Origin of the sequence: Novosphingobium sp. PC22D (genome assembly GCF_002556635.1) — a bacterium.
Classification (GTDB): domain Bacteria; phylum Pseudomonadota; class Alphaproteobacteria; order Sphingomonadales; family Sphingomonadaceae; genus Novosphingobium.
Window position 1 is genome coordinate 170,993 of record NZ_MWMO01000002.1, and the last position, 17,015, is coordinate 188,007.

16 protein-coding genes are annotated in these 17,015 nt (G+C 65.4%); 8 read left to right on the forward strand and 8 right to left on the reverse strand.

Going from position 1 to position 17,015, the window contains the following annotated elements; translation table 11 throughout:
• The first annotated feature begins 13 nt into the window (after window positions 1-13).
• The 3 genes from B2G71_RS04480 (at window position 14) to B2G71_RS04490 (ending at window position 2,983) form a co-directional block, all read left to right on the forward strand.
• Entirely contained in the window at window positions 14-1,762 is a 1,749-nt protein-coding gene (locus B2G71_RS04480; RefSeq protein WP_098104535.1) for an amidohydrolase family protein, read from the forward strand.
• 11 nt (window positions 1,763-1,773) lie between these two features.
• The gene (locus tag B2G71_RS04485) at window positions 1,774-1,971 is read left to right on the forward strand and encodes a ferredoxin (protein WP_098104536.1); all 198 of its coding nucleotides are present in this window, start codon (window positions 1,774-1,776) and stop codon (window positions 1,969-1,971) included.
• Window positions 1,972-2,095: 124 nt separating this feature from the next.
• The gene (locus B2G71_RS04490; RefSeq protein WP_141521491.1) at window positions 2,096-2,983 is read left to right on the forward strand and encodes a hypothetical protein; all 888 of its coding nucleotides are present in this window, start codon (window positions 2,096-2,098) and stop codon (window positions 2,981-2,983) included.
• A gap of 19 nt (window positions 2,984-3,002) precedes the next feature.
• Here the strand turns inward: B2G71_RS04490 and B2G71_RS04495 are convergent, their stop codons facing one another.
• Window positions 3,003-4,994, reverse strand: coding sequence for a BCCT family transporter (locus B2G71_RS04495; protein WP_098104538.1), 1,992 nt, complete (start codon window positions 4,992-4,994; stop codon window positions 3,003-3,005).
• Between the two features lie 226 nt (window positions 4,995-5,220).
• Window positions 5,221-5,721 carry a winged helix DNA-binding protein gene (locus B2G71_RS04500; protein WP_098104539.1) on the reverse strand — a complete coding sequence of 167 codons (501 nt, stop codon included), beginning with the start codon at window positions 5,719-5,721 and terminating at the stop codon, window positions 5,221-5,223.
• A 183-nt stretch (window positions 5,722-5,904) separates the two neighbouring features.
• Between B2G71_RS04500 and B2G71_RS04505 the strand changes: the two genes are divergently transcribed.
• Window positions 5,905-6,531, forward strand: a complete 627-nt coding sequence (locus B2G71_RS04505) for an MSMEG_1061 family FMN-dependent PPOX-type flavoprotein (RefSeq protein WP_168176252.1) — start codon at window positions 5,905-5,907, stop codon at window positions 6,529-6,531.
• 36 nt (window positions 6,532-6,567) lie between these two features.
• On the opposite strand, the gene B2G71_RS04510 is transcribed toward B2G71_RS04505, so the two are convergent.
• The 5 genes from B2G71_RS04510 to B2G71_RS04530 form a co-directional block, all read right to left on the reverse strand.
• Window positions 6,568-7,014, reverse strand: a complete 447-nt coding sequence (locus tag B2G71_RS04510; protein WP_098104541.1) for a hypothetical protein — start codon at window positions 7,012-7,014, stop codon at window positions 6,568-6,570.
• A gap of 49 nt (window positions 7,015-7,063) precedes the next feature.
• Window positions 7,064-9,397 (reverse strand): TonB-dependent receptor, encoded by a 2,334-nt coding sequence (locus B2G71_RS04515; RefSeq protein ID WP_168176253.1) that lies wholly within the window; start codon window positions 9,395-9,397, stop codon window positions 7,064-7,066.
• Window positions 9,398-9,747: 350 nt separating this feature from the next.
• Window positions 9,748-10,548, reverse strand: coding sequence for a cysteine hydrolase (locus B2G71_RS04520; protein WP_098104543.1), 801 nt, complete (start codon window positions 10,546-10,548; stop codon window positions 9,748-9,750).
• 17 nt (window positions 10,549-10,565) lie between these two features.
• Window positions 10,566-10,979: a hypothetical protein gene (locus B2G71_RS04525; protein WP_098104544.1), complete on the reverse strand. Its 414-nt coding sequence runs from the start codon at window positions 10,977-10,979 to the stop codon at window positions 10,566-10,568.
• A 149-nt stretch (window positions 10,980-11,128) separates the two neighbouring features.
• Complete coding sequence (locus tag B2G71_RS04530) at window positions 11,129-11,602, reverse strand: Lrp/AsnC family transcriptional regulator (protein ID WP_098104545.1); 474 nt, start codon at window positions 11,600-11,602, stop codon at window positions 11,129-11,131.
• Between the two features lie 124 nt (window positions 11,603-11,726).
• Here B2G71_RS04530 and B2G71_RS04535 point away from each other — a divergent pair, with 124 nt between their 5' ends.
• Window positions 11,727-12,791, forward strand: a complete 1,065-nt coding sequence (locus tag B2G71_RS04535) for a Glu/Leu/Phe/Val dehydrogenase (RefSeq protein WP_098104546.1) — start codon at window positions 11,727-11,729, stop codon at window positions 12,789-12,791.
• 27 nt (window positions 12,792-12,818) lie between these two features.
• Here B2G71_RS04535 and B2G71_RS04540 read toward each other — a convergent pair whose 3' ends face one another.
• Window positions 12,819-13,412, reverse strand: coding sequence for a TetR family transcriptional regulator C-terminal domain-containing protein (locus B2G71_RS04540; protein ID WP_098104547.1), 594 nt, complete (start codon window positions 13,410-13,412; stop codon window positions 12,819-12,821).
• Between the two features lie 173 nt (window positions 13,413-13,585).
• Between B2G71_RS04540 and B2G71_RS04545 the strand changes: the two genes are divergently transcribed.
• The 3 genes from B2G71_RS04545 to B2G71_RS04555 are packed head-to-tail and all read left to right on the forward strand — an operon-like array spanning window position 13,586 to window position 16,964.
• Window positions 13,586-14,746, forward strand: a complete 1,161-nt coding sequence (locus tag B2G71_RS04545) for an LLM class flavin-dependent oxidoreductase (protein WP_168176254.1) — start codon at window positions 13,586-13,588, stop codon at window positions 14,744-14,746.
• Between the two features lie 27 nt (window positions 14,747-14,773).
• Window positions 14,774-16,009 carry a cytochrome P450 gene (locus tag B2G71_RS04550; RefSeq protein ID WP_098104549.1) on the forward strand — a complete coding sequence of 412 codons (1,236 nt, stop codon included), beginning with the start codon at window positions 14,774-14,776 and terminating at the stop codon, window positions 16,007-16,009.
• A 10-nt stretch (window positions 16,010-16,019) separates the two neighbouring features.
• Window positions 16,020-16,964 carry an SDR family NAD(P)-dependent oxidoreductase gene (locus B2G71_RS04555; protein ID WP_168176255.1) on the forward strand — a complete coding sequence of 315 codons (945 nt, stop codon included), beginning with the start codon at window positions 16,020-16,022 and terminating at the stop codon, window positions 16,962-16,964.
• The last annotated feature ends 51 nt before the right edge of the window (window positions 16,965-17,015 follow it).

The window sequence follows — 17,015 nt, forward strand, 5'->3', positions numbered from 1 at the left end:
AAAAGGCAGAGCGATGTTTGATACCATCATCCACGGCGGAAGGATCGTCGACGGCACAGGGGCGCCATCGTATTGCGCCGACATCGGCATCGTCGACGGGCGCATCGCCGCCATCGGGCGGCTCGACCTCGCCGAGGCGCGCGAAACGATCGATGCCGACGGCCTCGTGGTCGCCCCGGGGCACATCAACCAGCATTCGCACTACGACGTCGCGCTATTCTGGGACGCCTATTGCTCGAACGCCGGCGAGAACGGCGTCACGACGCTGGTCAACGCCAATTGCGGCTTCGGCGTCGCGCCCGTCCGGCCTGCCGACAAGCTGCGCACCATGCAGATGCTGGAAACCACCGAACAGATCCCCGTCGCGCATCAGCAAGCGGCGCTGCCCTGGGACTGGGAAAGCTTTCCCGACTATCTCGAGAGGCTGCGGCTGCTGCCCAAGGGCGTCAACGTGCTGACCTACCTGCCGCTCAACCCCCTGCTCGTCTACGTCATGGGGATAGAGGCCGCGAAGTCGCGGCGTCCGACCGCCGACGAGATCGCGCAGATGCACCGGCTGATCAACGAGGCGATGGACGCGGGCGCGCTCGGCATCTCGCTTTCGGCCATGGGCGAGGAAGGCAATTCGCACCTCGATTGCGACGGCACGCCGATGCCGACCGACATTCTCCATCACGATGACGTGGTCTCCATTTGCCGCGCGCTGGTCGATCGCGGCGAAGGCGTGATCCAGCTCCTGTCGCACCTCATCGTCTACGGCGATCGCGACCTGACCGAGCGCGTCGCCGAAATGGCGAAGGGCTCGGGCGTCAACGTGATCCACAACGCGATGATGACCTCGGACCTGATGCCCGACGCGGTCGAGAAGGATCTTGCCTGGCTCGACGGTCTGCGCGCGCGCGGCCTCGACGTGGTGTCCAGCGTGCTCGTCAATCGCGGCTGGATCGAAGCGGGGATGCGTCAGCTCGACGTCTCGTGCGGCATGCTGCGCTCGGTGCGCAAGATCGCCGCCTGCCGCGACGACGATGCGGTGCTCGCCCTGATCTCCGACCCTGCCTTCCGCGCGGAGTTCGCCGAGGAATACGCGCGCAAGGGCCCGACGAACGGGGCGAACGGGCTAGAGGGTCAGACCGTGATCGACGTAGGCGGCAAACCCGAACTGCAATCCTACCTCGATCGCACTCTCGGCGAGATCGCGGCCGAACGGGACTGCAACGTAGTGGAGGTCATGCTCGATCTCGGCACGCGGTCGCATCTGGCGCTGCAACTGCGCTCGCCGCAGATCTCGTCGACCGATCCGCACCAGGCCGCTCGTCTCTTCGGCCACTACGCCACGGTCATCGGCGGGTCGGACGGCGGCGCGCACACCAAGTCCTTCGGGATGGGCCACGTGCCCACAGACATGCTGATCTGGCTGGTCCGCGAAGAGGGCCTGATGACGCTTGAGGAGATGCACTTTCATCTCGCGCTCAAGGTCGCCCGTTCGCTGCAACTGCACGACCGTGGCGCGATCGTTCCCGGTTTCGTCGCCGACATCATCGCCTACGACCTCGACGAACTGCACTTCGACACGCGCCGCTACGAGATCGTCCACGACATGCCGGGCGGCGACTGGCGGCGCAAGGGCAATGCCGGCGGCTACCGCTTCATCATGGTGAACGGCATCCTCACGCATCGCAGCGACCATGCCACGGGGACCACGCCGGGCAGCCTCGTATCCCCGTACATCGTCGACCGTCCCGTCCTCGAGGCCGCGGAATGACACGTCGGGGCATGCTCGTGGTCGACAGAGGCCTGTGCGATGTCAACGGGCTGTGCGTGGAGCATGCGCCGGACCATTTGCGCATCGACGAGGACGAGGAACTGGAGATCATCCGGGCCGAGGTCCGTGAAGACGAGCGCGAAGCGGTTGCCCGCGCGGTCGCATCCTGTCCCAAGGCGGCTCTCAAGGTCCTCGACGCGGAGAGTTAGTTCCGGTCTCCCACCGCCCGCTGACTGCCGAGCCAGGCCGGGAAATTGCATCTTTCAGGAACCAGCGCTTTCCGCGCCGGGTTAGGGGGGAACGACATGGCGCCCATCCTCCGCGGAAGACAGCATGAGACATCTGCTCCTGCCCGCCCTCGCGCTTTGCCAAGGGCTCAGCGTCCCGGCGACGGCACAGGAAAGCGAACCGACCAAGACCGTCCGGTCCGAAGCGGAACCGGGAGGAGCAGGCAATCGCTTCTCGATAACCGCCGGGGCGGATGTGGTGACGGAGTATATTTCACGCGGAGTGATGTTCGCCGAGGAGGTGAGCTTTCAGCCCCAACTCACGATATCCATGGACTTTCCCGAACTGGAAGGCGGCATTGTCGACGATGCGGGCCTGTTTGTCGGAAGCTGGGGCAGCATCAAGCTGGGTTCGGTACCGCCGGGTCCGGCCGGCCGGCTGACGCGCTTCTACGAAACCGACCTCTATGCCGGCGCGGCGTTCCGGCTTTCAGAGAGGTGGACCATATCCGCGACCTACTTTCGCTATGAATCGCTCGGCAATTCCTTCGAAGGGTACAACGATCTGGAATTGGTGGTGGGGTATGACGATTCCGGCGTCTGGCAGGACATCATCCCGCTCGACAACTTCAGCCTCTCGCCCTCGCTGCGGCTGGTGCAGGAAGCGGGACGCCCGGGCCGGAGCGATGCGCTCTACGTGCAGCCCTCGCTTACCCCATCGTTCGATGCCCGGCTCGGCGGGGCGAGCGTGCATGTCGCGGTGCCGCTGATGATCGGCTTGTCCGACGAATACTATGACGGGCTCGACGGTGGGACGGAAACTTTCGGCTTCTTTCGCACCGGGCTGATCCTCTCGGGCAAGCCCGCGCCGGAGAAGGCCCCCGGCCTGACGGTGCGCGGCGGGTTCGACTTGTGGGTTCCCAACGGCGACGTCGCCAGCGGCCTGGACCGGTACGACGTCGTAGGCCGGATCGGCCTGAGCTGGACCCGCTGAGACTCGCGCCGCCCCCGCCTCAGGCGATCCGCCGGGAATGGCGGAACCGCGCGTAGCGGTTGAGCAGATCATTGATGATCTGATCGCGCGAGAAGCCGGTGACGTCATGCGGCGTCTCGCCCTCGGAGGTGTGGGCCATCGCCCGGTAGTGACGCGGCTCGGCGTCGTGGGCCTTGCGCGTCTCGGCCCAGACGAAGCTCGGCAGCAGGAACGGACGGCCGCGCACGGTGTAGCGGAAGGCGCCGCGCTCGCCGTGCGGAACGGTCAGTTCCAGCCCGTCCGCCTTCTCCTCGAGATCGGGTGCGAAGCCGCTGGCGCGCATCTCGTCCGCGACGGCCTCGAGCGCGGGCCGCGCCGTATCCCGCAGGAAGACGTCGATGTGGCGTTTGTCGAAATGGCCCATGATCGAGGTCAGGCGCTGCTGCCAGTTCAGTTCCGGCGTCGGGCTCATGCTGACGGGCGCCAGCATCAGATCGCTTCCGGTCCCGAGAGCTTCCATCCGGAGCGCGCGGTACAGGCCGTAGCTGATGAAGATCATGATCACCGCGAAGGGCAACGCGCTGGCGATCGCCGCGGTCTGCAACGCCTCCAGACCTCCGGCGACGAGCAGCACCGCCGCGATCCCACCGGCGCAAAGCGCCCAGAAGATACGTTGCCACACCGGCGGATTTTCCGCCGCGCCCGATGTGATCATGTCGATCACCAGCGCGCCGGAATCGGCCGAGGTGACAAAGAAGGTGATCACCAGGAAGGTCGCGATCAGCGAGGTGATCGAGCCCAACGGCAAAGCCGCGAGGGTTTCAAACAAGGCTACGGGCAGATTGTTCGCAACCGTCCGCGCGATCGGCTCCACGCCCGACAAGTCGAGCAAGATGGCGGTGTTCCCGAAGACCGTCATCCACAGGAAAGTGAACAGCACCGGCACCAGCAGCACTCCGCCCACGAATTCGCGGATCGTGCGCCCGTGCGAGATGCGGGCGATGAACATGCCCACGAACGGAGACCAGGCGATCCACCAGCCCCAGTAGAACAGCGTCCAGTCGGCCAGCCACGGATTGGGCTCGTAAGCGTACATGCGGAAGGTGCGCGGGACCACTTCTCCCAGATAGGTGCCGACGTTCTGGACGAAGGCCTGCAGCAGGAAGACCGTCGAGCCCGAAAACAGGACGAAGCCCAGCAGGAGCACGGCGAGGATGATGTTGAGTTCCGACAAGCGCTTCACGCCCTTGTCGAGACCTAGGAACACCGACATGGTCGCGAGCACGGTGATGACCGCGATCAGGATGAGCTGGGTGGAACTCGCCACCGGCACGCCGAACAGATAGGCGAACCCGGCATTGACCTGCAGGACGCCGAGGCCGAGCGAGGTCGCCACGCCGAACATCGTGCCCAGCACCGCGAAGATGTCGATCGCATGGCCGATCGGCCCGTCGATGCGGTGGCCGATCAGGGGGTAGAGGGCCGAACGGATCGTCAGCGGAAGCCCCCGGCGAAAGGAGAAATAGGCCAGCGACAGGCCGACTACGATATAGATCGCCCAGGCATGCAGGCCCCAGTGGAAGAAGGTCAGCATCATCGCCTGCCGGGCCGATTCCACCGTGCTCGCCTCGCCGATCGGAGGCGCGGAGTAGTGCTGGATCGGCTCGGCCACGCCGAAGAACACGAGACCGATGCCCATGCCCGCGCTGAACAGCATCGCGAACCAGGAAAGGTAGCTGTACTCGGGCTCGCTCTCGTCGGGCCCCAGCTTGATGTCGCCGTGACGGCTGAGCATCAGGTAGATCACGAAGATCAGAAAGCCGGCGACCGACGAGATGTAGAGCCAGCCGAAATCCTGCACGATGAAGGCCTGGACATGATCGAAGATCCGCCCGGCCCGCTCGGGAAGCAAGGCCCCGAACAGGGCGAACGCGAGGATCAGGCCCGCCGACGTGTAGAAGACGGGAGGATTGACCTTGATCCTCGCGCTTTCTTCGAGAGTGGCGGCTTCCGTCAGGACGGGATCGGACATCGGTTCCCCTGCTGGTCTCGTTCCGGATCATCAGCCCAACGAACGTATGCGCCGCAAGTTGCGACGCTGCTTTCGGATGGGCGCTCGCGCCCATGGCGACACAGGCTCACGACCCTGCTTGCCGAAACGCGACCCGCCCCGTCAACCGCACAAAGGGGCCGCACGCTCCCGCACCATATCAGCGAGGCGTCGGATGAAGAAGCGATCAACCCTCCGTACTCCGCCCTCACCCCCGCGATGAGGCGGCGGCACGGGCGGCCTGTTCGTACATGCCGGACAAGGCGCGCAGGAACTGATTGACCTTGGCGATATCGATCCCCTCCTGCGGCATGAAGGCCATCGCCGGCTCGAGATACGTGCGCCGGTCCTCGTGGAAGTCGGCATAGTGGTCCCTGCCGCGATCGGTCGCCTCGTAGAAGGCTTCCTTGCCGATCTTGGTGCTGTCGACCATGCCGAGCCGCGCCAGTTTCTTGAGCGAGTAGGTGACGAGGTGCATGTCGTCGATCGACAGCGCGAAGGCAAGGTCGGTCGCCCGCAGTTGCCGGTTGCGATAGACCAGCAGGTGCAGCAGGAACACGTCGAGTTCCGACAGCCCGCTGACGTCGTTCGAGTTGCCGCGCTGGCTCATCCAGCGGCGCACGCTGTTCCACAGGACCGTGAGCGTGAGTTCCAGCTCGGTCAGTTGCCGCGCGGCCTCGCTCTCCAGATCGGGTGACGCTTTCGACATGGGGGCTTTCCTTCCGTTATCGGACTATCACGGTATCTTATCGATGACTTGCCCTCGATGCATTCGCACCATCAGCGCCTGTCGATCAACGAAAAATCATGCTTTTCGACGAGATTATGGATTGATATAACGATAATTTATCTACAATATATCGATATATCCTTAATCCATCGGAGACTGGTAATGCGCGAAGACCTGGCCTTTCTCGACGAGGCGCAACTCGACGCGCTCTTCGAAGCGCCAGCGGCCATGGTCGAACGCGCGACGACGCGACATCTCACCGAATTTCACCACGAGTTCCTGAAGCGCGCGACTTTCTTCGTCATCGCATCGGGCGGGACCGACGGGTTCGATGCCTCGCCGAGGGGCGGTTCGGCCGGGCTGGTTCATCCGCTCGACGATCACACGGTCTGTTTCGCCGACTGGCCCGGCAACAACAAGATCGAGACGCTGCGCAATATCGTGCGCAATCCCGCGGTGGGCCTGGTGTTTCTGTTCCCCGGGCTCGACATGTTCATGCGGATCAACGGAAAGGCGGGGATCACGCAGGACATGGCCATCCGCGAATGTCTCGCGGAAGGCGCAAAGGTGCCCAAGGTCGCCGTCGTGGTGGCGATCGAGGCGGTCTATTTCCACTGTGGCAAGGCGATCAACCGGGCCGGTCTGTGGAAGTCGGAAAGCATGATTGATCGCCGCTCGGTCCCCTCGCCCGGCACGATGATGAAGGCGCTGGCCGAGATCGAGGACATGCCCGCCGCCGATCTCGACCAGCACTATCGCGAGTCGATGACCAAGGACCTGTTCGGCTAGGCGGACATCCTCCGGCCGCCGAGACCTTCGCCGGCCTCAGTCGAACCCCTTGTCCTCGATCACGGCGACGAGATGGTGGTCATAGCACTGCCAGCGCTTGCCGTTGTGCCGCCAGGCGTTGGTATAAACCGCGATCTTGCCCTTGGTGAGCTGCGCGATCTGGCTGCCGCTCGGCATGCCTTCGCCTATCGCCGCCCCGTCGCGGAAATCCTCGCGCAAGTAGCGCACATGCCCGACGGTCAGCACATCCTCGCCGATCCGCTGCGCCTCGACCTTGACCCATACGGTGTCCATCGCCTCGATCGCCTTGTCGAGATCGATCATCTGCCGCTTGTCGACGATCAGCGTCGGCCAGGGCTGCGCGGTGCCGAGGAAATCGTCGGCGAAGAAGTCTTCCAGCCAGTCATGGCGCTTTTCGGCGATCGCATCGCCCCATTCGGTGTAGATACGGCGGAACTCCTCCGAAAGCTCGGAATCGGACACGGACGTCTCTCCTCATGCACTTGCTGATCGTGTTTTCGATCGGGATATCTCAGAAGGCGAAGCGGACTTGGAAGGCGACGTTGCGGAACGGCTGCCGGTCCTGAAAGAAACTGCCGAGCGAGGACGGCTGATAGCCCGAGAACGTCAGGATCGTGGTGTCCGTCAGGTTCTTGCCGATCACGTCGAAGGCGAGCGCTCCGTCGAGAATCTCGAGCGTCAGACGCGCATCGAGCCGCGCGTATCCGTCCTGCACGGCCAGCGGATCGAGCGTGAAGATCGTGTTGTAGCGCGAGGAGAATATCCCCGTCGCCTCGGCGATGAGATTCGACCCGTCCGCCACCGGCAGCGTCAGCGTTCCGGTGACCGAGCCGCTCCACTCGGGCGCGTAAAGCGTGCGCTTGCCGCTCAGGTCCTGGCGCTCGCCCGAAGGGTTCCGGCCCGCCTGGATCGCCGCATATTGCTGCGCGTAGGTAGCGCCGGCATCCGTGTAGTTGCGGTACTTCGAATCCAGATAGGTGCCCGAAGCGGCGATCTGGAAGAACGAGGCGAGCTTCGCCCGCGCCTCCAGTTCGAGGCCCTGCGCGCGCGATTGTGCCGCGTTGCGTACGAAGTTCACCGGCGCGCCCGCCGCATTGGTTCCGTTGATCACGACTTGCAGGTCGGAGAAATCATTGCGGAACGCCGCGAGGTTGAGGCTCACGGCCCCGTCGCGGAACCGGCCCTTCAGCCCGACTTCGTAGGCATCGACCTTCTCGGGATCGAAGCCGTAGTTGTCGGGATTGGCGGAAAGCTCGGCGACGCTGAAGCCGCCGGCCTTGAAGCCGTGCGAATAGGAGGCGTAGGCCATCAGATCGGGCGATGGCTCGAACTGGATGCGGGCCGAGGGCATGAGCTGCTTGTCGGTCCGCTTCAGGCTGACATCGCCGGGCGTGCCGATCCCGATCAGACCCGCCAGCGGCTGAAGCGCTTCGGGAAAGGGCGCGATGCCGCCGTAGTCGCGCGTCGCGGTCCCGAGCCGCAGGCGCCAGTCGAAGTCCTTCTTCACGACGCTGTAGCGCAGACCGCCGCTGAGGCTGATGGTCTCGGTCAGGTTCCACGTCACGCTGCCGAAGCCCGAGTACGTGCGCGCCTTCTGCGTCGCGAGAACCCGCTGGCCGATCGGAAGCAGCGGCGCCAGCGGCGCGAAGACCGGAACCGGCGCGAGGTTGGCGGTCAGGAAAAAGAAGCTGACATCCTGCTGGATATCGAGCTTCTCGTCCTGGAAATAGAGCCCGGCCATGTATTCCAGCGGCTGGCCGAGCGCCGACGACAGTCGCACTTCCTGGCTGAACTGGTGATACCGTTCGGGCGCGAGGACGTTGAGAAACTTGCTCGCGGTGCCGTCGTTGTCGAGGCTCAGCGTGAACCGGTAGTCGTAGTAGCCGGTCGTCGAGGTCAGCGTGTGGTCGCCGACGCCGGCGTTCAGCGTCAGCACCGCCTCCTTGTTGCGCAGCCGGCTGTAGTTGCCGACGTTCGAGGTGTAGAGGCTGTTCTCCAGACCGCTGGGCGCGCCGGCCGCGACGTTCGCGGCGCAGAAGCCCGCCGCCGTGAAGGGCTCGTCGGGCGGGCAGAACGTCTGGCGCAGCACCAGTCCGCCCTTGGTGACGCTCTCGCTGATCTCGCCCTTGAGCAAGGCTTCGAACGTTTCGACCGGCGCATAGCGGGCCGTGGCGCGAAAGGCGAAGTTTTCCTGGTTGGGCGAACGCTGGCCGGTCGCGACGTTGCGGTAGACCCCCCGCTGGCCGTTCATCGTGCCCGCGACGCGCATCTGGAATTGCTCGGAAAAAGGCAGCGTGGCCGCACCTTCGAGCGCGTATTGCCCGCCGTTTTCGCCGCTGCTGGGCGAAATCAGTCCACGCATCCAGCCGGTCATCTCGTCCGACGGCTTTACCGAGACGATGTTGAAGGCGCCGGCGATGGCGTTGTTGCCGAAGAAGGTCGATTGCGGCCCCTTGAGCACTTCGACCCGCTCAAGATCGAGGAACGTCGCCTCGGAATTGCGCGAGCGGCCGTGATAGATGTCGTCGATGAAGGTGCCGACCGACTGGTCGAACGACTGGCTCTCGCCGGAGCCGGTGCCGCGGATGAAGAAGTTGCTCGACCGCCCACTGCCCTGGACCTTGATCGAGGGGTTCTGGCGCGCGAACGATACCAGCGACGTGAGGTTCTCGGTGCGGATCTCCTCCTTGCCGGTCACCTCGACCGAAACCGGGACGTCGAGCAGTCGCTGCGCGCGGCGCTGGGCCGTGACGACAATCGCGTCGCCGCCAGCCTCGTCGACGCCATTTGCCTCCTGCGCATGGGCCGCCCCCGCCACCAGCGAGGAGAGCGCCGTACCGCACACCAATACACCGTAGCTTCGCGATGACCGCCCAGACCAGCCCATGCGCATGCCCCCCTCTCGGCAACCTGACTCACAGGACCCCGTGCCCCGCTTCCCGATCAAGATGACAGACCTTTGACGATTCGCAATCATTTTATTGATGATTTATCGTTGAATTGATTTTATCATTGGAAGTCAGTCCATTCACGGCGTCCCCACCCGACGCAATCCCGCGCGGCACCGGAAGGCACGCGGGACGTGGTGCTCGCACGCCGATGGCAGCGAACGCGATTGAGTCGGAAATGATGAAGGCTGCCGCATGGCCAGCCGCGATGCCCGCACGCCGACCGGGTCGATCCACCCAGAGGCGGTCAGCGCGCCGCCGCCTCCGCCAGTTCCTGCGAGGTCGTCGTGAAGCCGAAGCAGAAGCGGACGTTGTGGAGCGTCGCCTGCATGCAGAACTCCGGCGAGGTCGTCGCCACGCAATCCTCGAGCATGATCGTGTCGTAGCCGTGGAAATTCGCGTCCATGAGTGTGCCGAGAACGCAATGATCGGCGTTGACCCCCGCGAAAAGGACGGTCGTGACGTCATGGTTGCGCAGGATCGCGTCGAGCGGCGTGTCGTGGAACCCGCTGATCCGGTGCTTGTCCACCCAGATGTCGCCCTCGTGCCGCTCCAGGCCCGGGATAAGTTCGGCGCCCCACTCGCCATGTTGCAATACGCCGTATTCGCGCGCGCCGGCCTGGCGCGGGCCGGCGAGCCCGGGGCCGCGTCCGTTCGGATTGAAGGGGTGCTGCGTGCCGGGCGACAGATTCGCCCGATCGGGCCGCACGCCCCAGTTCAGCCAGATCACCGGCGCGCCGGCATCGCGCATGGCCGTCGCGGCGCGGCTGATCGGTTCGACCAGCGCGCGCCCGCCGGCGAAGTCGATGCCCAGCGAGGCGATCCACCCCTCCGCGCCGCAGAAGTCGTTCTGCATGTCGATGATCACCATGGCCGCCCGGGACAGATCCACGACGACGTCCTGCGGCAATGCGGAGAGGCGGACGGGGCGAGGCTCGCGAGGCGGGCGCCGCATGTCGACCACCTGATCGCTGACCCGGTAGGTATTGCGGCCGGCGACGCCGAGCGTCGGCCAATCGGCGGAATCGGGTATAGTCGCGATCGTCATGCCGTGCTCCCGCGCGGTCAGGCCCGATGAGGGCTTGGACCCTGCCAGTTGAATTCTTCGTACCAGGTTCTGACGTCGCCGCCGGACCCGACTTCGCCGCTGACCAGCATCCGGCGGCCGTCTTGGGAGACTTCGCTCAATTCCCGGAAGGCGCCCATGCCCGGTATGTCGCCGGTGACCTGAATCCGGCGCGGCGCCGGGCTGGTGAGCGAAACGACGAAACCGTTGCCCAGCACGGTCGTCGGCGGCCCTCCGTAGCGGCCATCGAAGCTGTGCACCGCGATCCGGCCTTCGGAATCGGTCTCGACCGACACCCAGACGAGTTGATCGCCATCGTCGCGCAGGACCCAAAGCGACAGCGAGCCCGGGGTGAGCTTGCGGGACCGTGCCTCGTCCATGACCCAGATCCCCGCAGGAATGATACCGCCCATGCCGCCTCCGTCGCTTCGGCGGCCGCTAAAACAGCAGTTCATCTATGTTTTGTCAACGTTTCGTTATTGAAATGACAGGACGCAGGCTCGCGGGCGCCGTTTCCCTGGGCTCCGCCCCTTCCCTCGCGCTCCCCTGTCGGCGCCGCGCTTCACCGCGACGGAAGCGGCAGCGACGTCGTGTGCTTGATCTCGGACAGCGCGACCGTCGAGTTGATTTCCTGCACCCCGGGGATCTGCGAGAGTTTCTCGAAGAAGAAACGCTCGTAGGCCTCGATGTCCGCCGCGACGACCTTGAGCATGAAATCGACCGAGCCCATCATCACGTAGCATTCGAGCACCTCCGGGAACTCCCGGATCGCTACGGTGAACTCGTCGAGATTGGCCCTGCCGTGCGCGTTGAGCTTCACCTGCGCGAAAATCTGCGCGTTGAGCCCGACCTTTCGGCGATCGACCAGAGCTACGCGGCGCTTGATGAAGCCATCGCGCTCCAGCCGGTCGATGCGCCGCCAGCACGGCGAGGTCGACAGCCCCACCTTCTCGGCGATCGCGGCGGTCGACAGGCTCGAATCATCTTGCAGCAGGGCAAGAATCTTGCGCTCGTAGGGATCGAGTTCATCGGGCATGAACGACCGTATAATCCGTGTTATTGGGCATGAACATCCTGAAATCCGCCGAATGGAAACGATATGAGGCCGGATTTTTCGTAGATGCGGACCTATGATTGCGACAGAACCTGGAGGCAATCTGATGACGCTCGAAACCGCCAAGGACTACGTACTGCCCGAAAGAGTGGTCCGTCTGCATGACGAGGAAACCGCCCTCGCCGGTTTCATCGTGCTTCACTCGACGCGCCTGGGCCCCGCGGCGGGCGGGTGCCGGTTCTGGTCGTACCCCTCGCTCGAACTGGCCTCGGCCGATGCCCTGCGGCTCGCGCGCGGGATGAGCTACAAGAACGCCCTTGCCGGTCTTCCGTTCGGAGGCGGCAAGGCCGTGATCGATGCTCCGACCGGGACGTACGATCGCAGCGCCTTGTTCCGCGCGTTCGGTCGTGCGGTGGAAGCCCTCGACGGTCTGTATGTCACGGCCGAGGACGTCGGCACGACGGTCGAGGACATGGCGCAGGTCTCCTCGCAGACGACTCACGTCGCCGGGCTCGCGCAAGTGCCGGGCCAGCCGGGCGGCGATCCCTCGCCATGGACCGCGCTCGGCGTCTTCAGCGCGATGCAGGTCGCCGTGGCGCACCGCCTCGGCACCTCGCTCGATGGCCTGACCGTTGCCGTGCAGGGCCTCGGCCATGTCGGTTTCGCGCTGTGCGAACGGCTTCACGAAGCGGGCGCGAGACTGCTGGTCGCGGAACCGCGCAGCGACGTGGCGGCACGAGCCGTGGTCGCCTTCGATGCGCAGGTCATGACCCCTGCGGCGCTCGTCGGAGCGCGGGCCGACGTGTTCGCGCCTTGCGCACTCGGAGGCGCCATCACGGCCAGGACAGCCGACGCGCTCCAGGCGAAAGTCGTGTGCGGAGCGGCCAACAACCAGTTGGAAACCGACATGCAGGCCCGGCAACTGGCCGATCGCGGCATCCTCTATGCGCCTGACTATCTCGTCAACGCCGGCGGCATCATCAATGTCGCGGCCGAGTATTCCGGTTGGGACACGGCGGAGGTCGATGCCCGGGTCGGCCAGATCGCGGACCGGATGCGCGAAGTGCTCGATCTCGCCGACACGCAGGGGACGACGCCGGTCGAGGCCGCCGACGCTCTGGCAGCGCGGATCATCGCCAAGGCGGGACGGCGGACCGTCGCCGCCGCCTGACTTGCCGGGGCATCGGCAGGGTCCGCGCTATCCCGGCCCCTGCCCGTTTCCGCCATATAAGGTCAGCAGGTCGCGACGCAGGTCATCGAGCGTCTGGCGGATGGCCGCTTCCGGCCAATTGCCGCGATCGACCAGGATGTGCAGCGCAAGGCCCTGGATGTTTATGCTCAGCCTTTGCGCCCGCGCGCGGATGTCCGGCGCGTCCGGGCAGGCCCGCCGCACCAGCCGTTCGAGAAGCTGCGTGCCGACACGGGTACTGCCTGCCAGCCGCGCGGCGAGTTCGCCGTCGCGAACCGCCGCGTCCCAGAATGCGAGATAGGCTTTCCAGCGCCGGACATTGGCCGGACACCACGGAAGCATCGTCAGCAGCGGCGGGATCGGATCGTCGCCCGCCGCGCGCAGCGCCTCGTCGAAGCGAACCTCGCCCTCGGCCGAAAGGACTTCGAAGGTCCAGACCAGCAGGTCGTGCTTGTCGTCGAAGTAATTGGTGATCGAGGCAGTGCTCCATCCGCCCTCGGCCGCGATGCGGCGGAATGTCGCGGCGGCAAACCCTTCGTTCGCGACCAGGTCGATCGTGACTTGCGCGATCGCCCGCCGCCGCTGTTCCGCATCGATCCTCATGCCCCCCGTTTGGGCAAAGGCCGACCGATTTGCAATGCGGCGCACGTCCTGGCCGCGCTTCGTAGAACAGGCGTTTTTCCCCTTCCCGATTTTCTGGCCTAGGACGGTCGAACGACCCCGGCCGCGGCCTGATCACCAGCGCGGACACGAGGGCGAACCGGAAGAGGCTAACAGTGACGACCCTGCAGCACGGGCTTTTCATCGCCCCCTATCATGACGTTACCGAAAGTCCGACGATCGCGCTGCGGCGCGACGTCGAGATCGTGGAGTGGGTCGATCGGCTCGGCTTCGCCGAGGCCTGGTTCGGCGAGCACCACTCGACCGGGTGGGAAACGATCTGCTCGCCCGAACTGATGATCGCGGCGGCGGCGGAACGCACCAGCCGCATCCGGCTTGGCACCGGCGTGGTCTCGATGCCCTATCACAACCCGCTGATGGTCGCGAACCGCATCCTCCAGCTCGATCACATGACGATGGGCCGGACGATGTTCGGGATGGGTCCCGGGCTGCTGCCGACCGACGCCGACATGATCGGAGTCGACGTGAAGTCCCTGCGCGAGAAGCTGACCGAAGTGGCCGAAGTGATCGTGCCGCTGCTCTCGGGCGAGGAAGTGACGCGCGAGACTTCGTGGTTCACGCTGAACAAGGCCCGCACGCACTTGCTGCCCTATACCCAGCCGCACCCCGAGATCGCAGTGGCCAGCGCGATCACGCCGTCGGGCGGCATGCTCGCGGGCAAGTTCGGCTTCGGCATGCTGTGCGTCGCCGCGACAGAGACGGCCGGTTTCGACGTGCTCGAGGAAAACTGGCGGATCGCCAACGAGATCGCCGCCGAGAACGGCGTGACGATGGACCCGGCCAAGCTGCGTCTCGTCGTGCCGATGCACGTCGCGCATACCCGCGATCAGGCCCGCGCGGACGTCGCTCAGGGCCTGGCGCGGTGGGTCGAATACTTCGACCGCGTCGCGCCCGCCGGCATGCGCGGCATGAGCGGCGCGGGCGATCCGGCGGAGCTGCTGGTCAATGCCGGGCGCGCGGTGATCGGCACGCCCGACGATGCGATCGCGATGATCGAGAAGCTGCAGGCCAAGCAGGGCGAGTTCGGCGTGGTCCTGCTCCAGGCGCACAACTGGGCCGAGTGGGAGGAGACGAAGAAAAGCTACGAGCTCTACGCGCGGTTCGTCATGCCCCACTTCGCGCGGACCAATCGCAATCGCCAGAGCAGCTACGCGGACCTCGAAAACGCGATCGACCGGCTGGAGGCGAAGCGAACCGCGGGAGCCGAAGCCGCCTTCGCGGCTTGGGAGGAAAAGACGGGCCGCAAGGCCGGCTGAAAAAGACCGGAGAGAGGAGCGCGAACGATGCAGCAGACGGTGCAGCAGGGACAGGACCTCGACCTGCCCTATCTCGAGATGGAAAGCGACGATTTCGCCGCCGACCCGATCCCGCGTATCGAGCGCGCCCGGGCGCAGCATCCCTGGCTGGCGCGTTGGGTGCTCGGCTATGTCGTCACCGACTACAAGGCAATGCGCGACCTCTTCGCCCGCGAGGGCGAGATGGGGCAGCTCTACGACCAGATCGTCGACATCATGGACGCGAAAGGCACGCGCTGGGGCGATTTCCAGAAGCGCCACATGCTCAACCAGATGGGCCCGAGCCACAAGCGCTACCGCGACATGCTCGCCGCCTCGTTCACGCCGCGCCGCGTCAACGAGCTGCGGCCGCTGATGCGCGAAACGATCCGCGATCTGCTCGACGAGTGGGCCCCGAAAGGCGCGTTCGATTTCGAGGAATTCGCAAGCTACTATCCGATTTCGGTCATGTGCCGCATGATCGGCGCCGACCCCTCGGTCGTCCCCGGCCTGCGCACCGCGATGGAGGCGATCGGGCTTTCCACCAGCATGGACAAGCGCTGGCTTCCGGCGATGCAGGAGGGGGTCGAGCGGATGGAGGCTTTCGTCGTCGAACTCGTCGCCGAGCGCCGCGCCAATCCGCATGCGGGCGAGGACGACCTGCTCGACCTGCTGATGGGCTATCACGCGCGCGGCGAGCTGACCGAGCTGGAACTGGTCGAGATGCTGATCTTCCTGTTCGTCGCCGGTTACGACACATCGAAGAACATGACGACGCTGATCATGAACCTGCTGCTCTCGCGCCCCGAGATGTACCGCAAGGTGGGCGAGGACTTCGATTACGGCCGCCGCGTGGTCGAGGAGGCCCTGCGCTATCACTCGACCACCTCGACGCAGCGCGTGCTCCTTGAAGACATGGAGTATCGCGGCGTGCTGCTGGAAAAGGGCTCGATCGTGTGGTTTCCCATGTCGATCGCGGTGCACGACGATCGCTACGTCAGCGCGCCCGATACCTTCGATCCCGACCGCAAGGCGGAAACCAAGCACATCGCCTTCGGCCTGGGTCCGCATATCTGCCTCGGCCAGTATCTCGCGCAGGCGCTGATCCAGGAGGGGCTGCACATCATTGCCGGGCGACTGCGCAATCCGCGCTCGCCCGGGCCGAGAGGCTGGCGGCCCTTCCCCGGCGCCTGGGGCATTCGCGGGCTTCCGATCGAATTCGACCGCGCCGTGGAAACCGCCTGAGGAGCACATGATGGACGAACTGCGTTTCGACGGTCGCACCGCGATCGTAACCGGCGCGGGCGGCAATCCGAGCCTCGGGCGCGCCTATGCGCTGATGCTGGGCGCGCGCGGCGCCAATGTCGTGGTGAACGACATCGGTCGCGATCCCGAAGCACGCCACTATCCCGGCATGGCGAACGCGCGGGCGGTTGCCGACGAAATCAAGCAAGCCGGCGGCAGCGCGATCGCGAGCGAAGCCTCGATCGCGACCTCCGAGGGCGCGAAGTCCGTCGTAGAACAGGCGATGGAGGCGTTCGGGCGCGTCGACATCCTCGTCAACAACGCGGGCGTGTGCATCAACGCGCCGTTCGACCGGATCAGCGACCGCGACATAGAGCGGCACGTCCAAGTCAATGTCCTCGGTTCGGTCTGGATGGCGCGGGCGGTCTGGCCGGTGATGAAGGCGCAGGGCTACGGTCGGATCGTCAACATCACCTCGGGCTCGATGACGGGCTATGTCGAACAGGTCATCTACGCGACCACGAAGGGCGGCGCATGGTCGCTGACGCGCGGTCTCGCGGCCGAAGGCATGGCGCACGGCATCGGCGTCAACGCCGTGAGCCCGGGCGCCTACACGCGGATGGTCATTTCCTCGTTCGAGGACGACTCCCCCCTCCTCGCGCATTCCAGGCAGAGCCTGCAACCCGAACTCTGCGCGCCGGCGGTGCTCTACGTGGCGCATGAAAGCTGCGAGATCACCGGCGAGTGCATCGATTCGGTCGGCGGCGACCTGCAGCGCTGCTACATCGCCCGCACCAAGGGGATCAGCGACCGCGACCACACCGTCGAGACCGTCGCCCGGCGGATCGACGAGATCCTCGACGAGACGGACGCCGAGACCGTGGGGCTCGCCGCGATGGACACCTCGGAATGGGGCATTCGCGAATACGAGGACGCGGACAAGGCCGAAGGCTAAGGCGGCGCGGGCGCGCCTGCGAAGGAATCCTGTTAGACTTGGAAGCCGGTG